The following is a 7695-nucleotide window of genomic DNA, read 5'->3' as shown; positions in this document are numbered from 1 at the left end:
TTTATTGATATAAGATAAACCATGATATTTCTAAGGTAGTAATAATGTTTCATAAATAACATGATTGATGTGATTTCAGTTGCACAAAACTTATGGAAGTAGGCAAGGTTTATAAATTATCTCAGTCATTATTTATTTGTTTAATTTAGTTTGATGTGTTGCATTGACTCTCATCATAAGTACAATGGCTGCCACCTGATGCAATATTGCAGACAATTTGTTGTTAATTTGTACAGTTAGTGGTTAATTGTTTGTTGTTGCCGTAGAGGCGCGGTCTCGAAGAGTAGCTATTATTGGGGTGATGCCAATGAATAATAGTGGAAGGCGAAGATTGCCGAAGTAAGTAACTCATCAAAGTTACTTGCTGGGGTTGTATCTGAAAGGAACAACACTGCCATAGTATATATTCACATTAAACTATGGAGCGCTACTGTAGGGTTGGGTGGAGTGTTCGCTTCCCTGTCGCTAAGTTCAACATGAGCACGTATCGTATGCTACGTGACTTGTCTGCAGTAGATCTCTAGCCAAACTTTGGTTTTTGAAGATCATGAATTTAATAGATTTTTCTAGTTCTCCTGTTTCATTATTGCCACCTATTGTCGCTTTGACTTTGGCGATTTTGACTCGACGTGTATTAGTTTCCTTGGGTGTAGGTATCGTGCTAGGTGCGGTGCTACTTAATAGCTGGTCTATCAGCGACACCGCAGGTTACGTCAGTTCTCAAGTTTCTTCTGTCTTTATTGAAGATGGCGGAATTAACACTTGGAACATGAGCATTGTTGGCTTCCTAATCTTATTAGGTATGACAACAGCTTTATTAACGCTATCTGGCGGTACTCGTGCTTTTGCTGAATGGGCACAATCTCGAGTGAAGAGTAAACGCGGCTCCAAACTTCTTGCCGCCTTTTTAGGCGTATTCATTTTTGTCGATGATTACTTTAATAGCCTTGCTGTTGGTGCGATCTCTCGCCCAGTAACCGATCGCTTTTATGTGTCTCGCGCTAAGCTTGCGTACATTCTAGACTCAACCGCTGCTCCAATGTGTGTAATTATGCCTGCTTCTAGCTGGGGTGCTTACATTATTACTATTATTGGCGGGATCTTAGTCTCACATGGGATCACAGAGTATTCGGCTCTTGGCGCATATGTTCGTCTTATTCCAATGAACTTCTACGCCGTTTTTGCGCTGCTAATGGTGTTCGCTGTTGCGTGGTTTGGTCTTGATATTGGTAAAATGCGTGAGCATGAGATCTCTGCATCGCAAGGTCGTGGCTTTGATAAAGACAAAGAAAATGACTCGCAAGAAGCGCATGACCTAAACGAAGAGCTAGATATCCGTGAAAGTGAAAAGGGTAAAGTGTCAGATTTGATACTTCCTATCGTGACGCTGATTATCGCGACTATCGCTTCAATGCTTTACACGGGTGGCCAAGCATTGGCTGCTGATGGTAAGGAGTTTGCGCTTCTTGGTGCTTTTGAAAATACAGATGTAGGTACATCACTAATCTACGGTAGCTTGCTTGGCTTAGCAGTTGCACTGTTTACTGTTGTGAAGCAAGGTCTACCAATGGCTGAGATCGCACGTACACTTTGGATTGGTGCTAAGTCTATGTTTGGTGCGATTCTAATCTTAGTATTTGCCTGGACCATTGGTTCTGTTATCGGTGATATGAAGACTGGTACTTACCTTTCGACAATGGCGCAGGGCAATATCAACCCTCATTGGCTCCCAGTTATCCTATTCTTGTTGTCTGGCCTGATGGCGTTCTCAACAGGTACTTCATGGGGTACGTTCGGCATCATGCTTCCAATCGCTGGAGACATGGCTGGCGCAACAGACGTAGCGCTAATGCTACCGATGCTGAGTGCGGTTTTAGCTGGTGCGGTATTCGGTGACCATTGTTCACCAATCTCAGATACGACTATCTTGTCATCGACGGGTGCACGTTGTAACCACATTGATCACGTATCAACACAGCTACCTTATGCATTATCAGTCGCGCTTGTTTCATGCGTCGGCTTTATTGCCCTTGGTATGACTGCTTCAATAGCGTTCTCGTTCATTGCAGCGTCGATAACATTCATTATCGTTTGCGCTATTTTGTCATGGCTTTCAAAGTCTAAAATAGCGTCTTGCCAGAGTGCGTAATTCACTGATTTAAAAAGTAAATTTATAGGAGGCTTCGGCCTCCTTTTTTATTTGTATTATACAATTCGAATTTTTTTAAAATTAAGGGTTGAAAAAAGTAATCAGCTTGGTTAGTGTTGTTGGTAACAAAGCAAATGAGAAGAGCCTTGAAATAAGTATGCGTAATTTTGTAATGAACATTCATCACCATCATCACCCAATCTAGTCTTTCGGGCGATGTACGCATACCCGGGAGGCAGGAAACTCCCGGAGGTAAAATCAAAGTAAAAGCAGATTTTAAACCCTCGGGAGACTTCAATCTCCCGAGGGTTTTTTAGTTTTATTAGTTTGAAAAATACTTAGATATCAAAATCTTGCATAGGGACAAAGCAATGCAAACACAACGTTTAAGAATCGCAATTCAGAAAAAAGGTCGTCTTAGCAAAGAGAGTCAAGCTCTACTAAAACAGTGCGGCGTAAAGTTCAACGTAATGGGCGAGCGTTTAGTTGTCCATTCTGAAAATATGCCAATTGATTTACTCTTGGTTCGTGACGACGACATCCCAGGTTTAATTATGGATGGCGTGGTTGACCTTGGCTTTATTGGCGAAAATGAACTAGAAGAAGTTCGCCTTGACCGCAAAGCATTAGGTGAACCCTGCGAGTTTGTTCAGCTTCGTCGACTTGATTTTGGTGGCTGTCGTTTATCTATCGCAATCGACAAGGACGAAGAGTACAACGGTCCACAAGACTTAGCTGGCAAGCGTATTGCTACAACGTATCCTCAACTTCTAAAAGCGTACATGGATGAAGCCGGCGTTCCATTCTCTACATGTATGCTGACAGGCTCTGTAGAAGTTGCCCCTCGCGCGGGTCTCGCTGATGCTATCGCTGATTTGGTTTCTACAGGTGCAACACTGGAAGCGAACGGCCTTAAAGAAGCTGAAATTATCTTCAAATCAAAAGCGACATTGATTCAACGCACAGGTGAGTTCGACGCAGACAAAGTGGCGCTAATCGAAAAGCTGTTAACTCGCATGCAAGGCGTGCAGCAAGCGAAAGAATCTAAGTACATTATGCTTCACGCCCCAGCAGAGAAGTTAGATCAAATTAAAGCACTACTGCCAGGTGCTGAAGACCCAACTGTTCTTCCTCTTTCTGCAGATAAGCAGAAAATGGCTGTTCACTTAGTGAGTTCTGAAAACCTATTCTGGGAAACAATGGAACAGCTGAAAGAGTTGGGCGCAAGTTCAATTCTCGTTCTACCAATTGAAAAAATGATGGAGTAAGCATCATGAGAACAGTCGTTTGGCAATCATTAAGTGAGAATCAGCAAGACTCTATTTTGGAGCGCCCTGCTATTGCAGAAGGTGCCAATATCACCACTGCTGTGGCCGAAGTTATTGCTAAAGTTCGAGAAGAAGGTGACTCTGCTCTTATTGAGCTGACAGAAAAGTTTGACCGTGTTAAGCCTGAATCCATTCGTGTTTCTTCTCAGGAAATTAAGGCAGCGTCAGAGCGTTTGTCAGAGTCAATGAAGAGCGCACTAGAGCAAGCTTACGCCAATATTTCTAAGTTCCACAAAGCGCAAAAGCCGCAACCGATCAAGGTGGAAACCCAGCCAGGTGTCCTTTGTGAACAAGTAACACGCCCAATTCAAAAAGTGGGTTTGTACATTCCTGGTGGCAGTGCGCCTTTGCCATCGACTGTTTTGATGCTCGGCGTTCCTGCAAAAATTGCAGGTTGTCGTAAAGTCGTTCTTTGTTCTCCACCCCCAATCGCTGATGAGATCCTTTATGTCGCGAAACTGTGTGGCATTGATGAGGTGTATAACGTCGGTGGTGGCCAAGCAGTTGCTGCAATGGCTTATGGCACCGAGACTGTATCGAAAGTAGATAAGATCTTTGGTCCGGGCAACGCTTACGTGACCGAAGCAAAACGTCAGGTAAGTAATGATTTCTGTGGTGCTGCGATTGATATGCCAGCAGGTCCATCAGAAGTTCTTGTAATTGCCGATGAAACCGCAGATGCAGACTTTATCGCTGCGGATCTTTTGAGCCAAGCGGAACACGGTCCTGATTCTCAAGTGGTACTTGTGACTTCTTCTCCTGTGATTGCTGATCAAGTGACGGATGCGGTTCAACGTCAGCTTAAGGAGCTATCTCGTGAAGACATCGCAGAAAAGGCTCTGGCATCAAGCTTGATCATTATTTCCGAGTCGATGACGCAGTCAGTTTCTATTTCCAATTACTACGGTCCTGAGCACTTGATTGTTCAGACTAAGAACCCTCGTGAGCTTCTACCTCTACTTGATAATGCAGGCTCTATCTTCCTTGGGGATTGGTCGCCTGAATCTGCGGGAGATTACGCATCGGGGACTAACCACGTCCTTCCTACTTACGGTTACACACGTACTTATTCAAGCTTAGGTTTGGCGGATTTCTCTAAACGAATGACGGTTCAGGAGCTTTCTGCTGATGGTTTAAAGAACCTTGCACCAACGGTAGTCACGATGGCTGAAGCAGAAGGTCTGGACGCTCACAAACGTGCTGTTACTATCCGCGTAGAAAAATTAGCAAGTAAGAAAGAATAAGAGAGTAATGAGATGGAAAAGCTAGCGCGTAAACAAGTCCAACAGCTTACCCCTTATATGTCGGCTCGCCGAATCGGTGGTACGGGTGACGTATGGCTAAATGCCAACGAATCACCATTTAACAATGAATACAAAACAGACTTTGCTCGTCTTAATCGTTACAGCGAATGCCAACCGAAAGAACTGATTTCCGCTTACGCAGCGTATGCGGGTGTGAAGCCAGAACAAACACTGACTTCTCGCGGCGCAGACGAAGGTATTGAGTTATTAATTCGTGCATTCTGTGAGCCGGGTGAAGATGCGATTCTTTACTGCCCACCAACTTACGGCATGTACGCCATCAGTGCAGAAACCATCGGTGTAGAGCGCAAAACCGTGCCGCTAACGTCAGATTGGCAACTAGACCTTGCAGGCATCGAAGCTAATCTGGATAACGTGAAACTGGTTTTTGTATGTTCGCCAAACAACCCAACAGGTAACTTGGTTAAGCGTGAGGACATTGTGTCTCTGCTTGAGATGACAAAAGACCGAGCAATCGTGGTGATGGATGAAGCATACATCGATTTTTGTCCAGAAGCGTCAACGGTAGATTTACTGGCGCAATACCCGAATCTTGCGATTCTGCGTACTCTGTCGAAAGCTTTTGCGCTTGCAGGTCTGCGTTGTGGATTTACGCTTGCGAACGAAGAGCTGATTAATGTACTTCTTAAAGTTATCGCACCTTACCCAGTCCCAGTTCCAGTGGCAGAAATTGCGACTCAGGCACTTTCGGAAGCTGGTTTAGCGCGAGCGAAGTTTCAAGTTCTCGATTTGAATGCAAACCGTGCTTACTTGCAAGTTGGCCTTTCAATGATTCCGGGCTTGGAAGTGTTTGAAGGGTGGGGAAACTACCTATTGGTGAAATTCCCAGATGGCGATGACCTTTTCAAAGCTGCTTGGGATACGGGCATTATTTTGCGTAACTCGCCAATTGAAAACTGTGTGCGTATCAGTGTGGGTAACCGTGACGAGTGCGAAAAAACGCTTGGATTTATCAGAAACTACTACGCATAAATAGAGACAGAATTTATCGCTCTCGCTCAATAGCGGGAGCGCCAAAAGAATAGCAATAAGGAAGTTCGAGTGAGCAAACAACAAAAAATCCTTTTTATTGATCGTGATGGCACCTTAATTGTTGAGCCGCCGATTGATTTTCAAGTAGACCGTTTAGATAAACTAAAACTGGAGCCATTTGTTATCCCAAGCCTGTTGTCGTTGCAGGATGCAGGATACCGTCTAGTGATGGTCACGAACCAAGATGGTTTGGGTACCGACAGTTACCCACAAGCTGATTTTGATGCACCACACAACATGATGATGGAGATCTTTGAATCTCAAGGTGTGAAATTTGATGACGTGCTGATTTGTCCTCACTTTGATGAAGATAACTGCTCATGCCGTAAGCCTAAATTAGGCTTGGTAAAAGAGTATCTTCAAGGTGGCAAAGTGGATTTCCAAAACTCTGTTGTGATTGGCGATCGTCAAACCGATCTTCAACTTGCAGAAAACATGGCAATTCGTGGCATTCAATACAACCCGGAAACCATGGGTTGGAAACAGATCCTGAAAGATCTCACGGTGAAGGCGCGCGTTGCTGAAGTCGTTCGCACCACAAAAGAAACAGACATCAAAGTATTCGTTAATCTTGATGAACAAGGCGGCAATGACATCTCTACTGGTCTTGGCTTCTTCGACCACATGCTGGATCAAATTGCGACACACGGCGGGTTCCAGATGGTGTGCAAAGTAGAAGGTGACCTGCACATTGATGATCACCACACAGTGGAAGATACCGCTCTTGCGTTAGGTCAAGCGTTGAAAGAAGCACTGGGTGACAAGCGTGGTATTGGTCGCTTTGGCTTTAGCCTTCCAATGGATGAGTGTTTGGCACAATGCGCACTAGACCTGTCAGGTCGTCCTTACCTTAAGTTCGACGCGCAATTCAGTCGTGAGCAAGTGGGTGATCTTTCAACAGAGATGGTAGTTCACTTCTTCCGCTCTCTGACTGACACATTAGCATGTACGTTGCACCTTTCTTCTGCGGGCAACAATGATCACCACATCATTGAAAGTCTATTTAAAGCGTTTGGTCGTACGTTACGCCAAGCAATCAAAGTAGAAGGCACTGAGCTACCAAGTAGTAAAGGCGTGCTTTAAGGCTAACGTTAGCAAGGAGAAAAACAGTGACAGAACAGAAAGTTGTCATTATCGATACTGGCTGTGCCAACGTTTCTTCGGTGAAGTTTGCTATTGAACGCCTAGGCTATGACGTAACGATTTCAAAAGATCCGCAAGTTGTATTGTCGGCAGATAAGCTATTCCTACCGGGCGTGGGAACTGCTAGCGAAGCGATGAAGAACCTAGAAGAGCGCGATCTGATCAGCTTGGTAAAACAGGTAGAAAAGCCATTACTAGGTATCTGTTTAGGCATGCAACTGCTGGGCAAAGTGTCTCAAGAAAAAGGCCAGAAAGCCGACGAGTTGGTTGAGTGTCTCGGACTTTGTGAAGGCGAAGTGAAGTTGCTACAAACAGGAGACTTGCCGCTGCCGCATATGGGGTGGAATACGGTGTCTGCAAAAGCAGGTAATCCACTTTTCAAAGGCATTGAAGAAGGCGAGTACTTCTACTTTGTACACAGCTTTGCAATGCCTGTCGGGGAGTACACGATTGCTGAGTGTGAATATGGCAACCCGTTCACAGCAGCAGTACAAAGCGGTAACTACTATGGTGTGCAATTCCACCCTGAGCGTTCTTCAAAAGCGGGCGCGAAGCTTATTCAAAACTTCTTAGAATTATAAAAGGGATTTAGTGTGATTATTCCAGCTCTTGATTTAATTGAAGGACAGGTGGTTCGCCTTTATCAAGGTGATTACGGCCAAGTAACCGAGTACAAAGTCGACCCAGCAGAGCAATTCAACTTGTATCACCAAGCGGG

7 protein-coding genes, 1 riboswitch and 1 other annotated feature are annotated in these 7695 nt (G+C 44.7%); all 7 genes read left to right on the top strand.

Annotation, left to right across the window (positions count from 1 at the left end; translation table 11 throughout):
* Positions 1-255: 255 nt before the first annotated feature.
* Positions 256-438: riboswitch (Lysine riboswitch) on the top strand.
* 109 nt (positions 439-547) lie between these two features.
* Positions 548-2149: a tetracycline efflux Na+/H+ antiporter family transporter Tet(35) gene (gene tet(35), locus IQR33_RS21230; RefSeq protein ID WP_017634691.1), complete on the top strand. Its 1602-nt coding sequence runs from the start codon at positions 548-550 to the stop codon at positions 2147-2149.
* 180 nt (positions 2150-2329) lie between these two features.
* Positions 2330-2467 (top strand) — a sequence feature (His leader region).
* 53 nt (positions 2468-2520) lie between these two features.
* Positions 2521-3417 (top strand): ATP phosphoribosyltransferase, encoded by an 897-nt coding sequence (gene hisG / locus IQR33_RS21225; protein WP_005378180.1) that lies wholly within the window; start codon positions 2521-2523, stop codon positions 3415-3417.
* Positions 3418-3422: 5 nt separating this feature from the next.
* The gene (hisD, locus tag IQR33_RS21220) at positions 3423-4721 is read left to right on the top strand and encodes a histidinol dehydrogenase (RefSeq protein ID WP_193837449.1); all 1299 of its coding nucleotides are present in this window, start codon (positions 3423-3425) and stop codon (positions 4719-4721) included.
* A gap of 12 nt (positions 4722-4733) precedes the next feature.
* The gene (hisC, locus tag IQR33_RS21215; RefSeq protein ID WP_017634689.1) at positions 4734-5774 is read left to right on the top strand and encodes a histidinol-phosphate transaminase; all 1041 of its coding nucleotides are present in this window, start codon (positions 4734-4736) and stop codon (positions 5772-5774) included.
* Between the two features lie 69 nt (positions 5775-5843).
* On the top strand, positions 5844-6917 hold the full coding sequence (gene hisB, locus IQR33_RS21210) for a bifunctional histidinol-phosphatase/imidazoleglycerol-phosphate dehydratase HisB (protein ID WP_005389832.1): 1074 nt from the start codon (positions 5844-5846) through the stop codon (positions 6915-6917).
* A gap of 26 nt (positions 6918-6943) precedes the next feature.
* Positions 6944-7558: an imidazole glycerol phosphate synthase subunit HisH gene (gene hisH, locus IQR33_RS21205; protein ID WP_017634688.1), complete on the top strand. Its 615-nt coding sequence runs from the start codon at positions 6944-6946 to the stop codon at positions 7556-7558.
* Positions 7559-7570: 12 nt separating this feature from the next.
* A partial coding sequence (locus IQR33_RS21200; protein ID WP_322631795.1) for a HisA/HisF-related TIM barrel protein occupies positions 7571-7695 on the top strand: 125 nt, incomplete at its 3' end.

It is taken from the genome of Vibrio sp. OPT46 (assembly GCF_015163535.1).
In the GTDB taxonomy this organism is placed as follows: Bacteria; Pseudomonadota; Gammaproteobacteria; order Enterobacterales; family Vibrionaceae; genus Vibrio; species Vibrio alginolyticus.
Note: the sequence above shows the minus strand (reverse complement) of the source record. Positions and strands in the feature narration are given on the sequence as shown.

What these genes read in the sequence shown, in the direction of transcription:
- hisD (WP_193837449.1), top strand. Translation starts at nt 3,423, where the DNA reads ATGAGAACAGTCGTTTGGCAATCATTAAGTGAGAATCAGCAAGACTCT.
- hisC (WP_017634689.1), top strand. Translation starts at nt 4,734, where the DNA reads ATGGAAAAGCTAGCGCGTAAACAAGTCCAACAGCTTACCCCTTATATG.
- hisG (WP_005378180.1), top strand. Translation starts at nt 2,521, where the DNA reads ATGCAAACACAACGTTTAAGAATCGCAATTCAGAAAAAAGGTCGTCTT.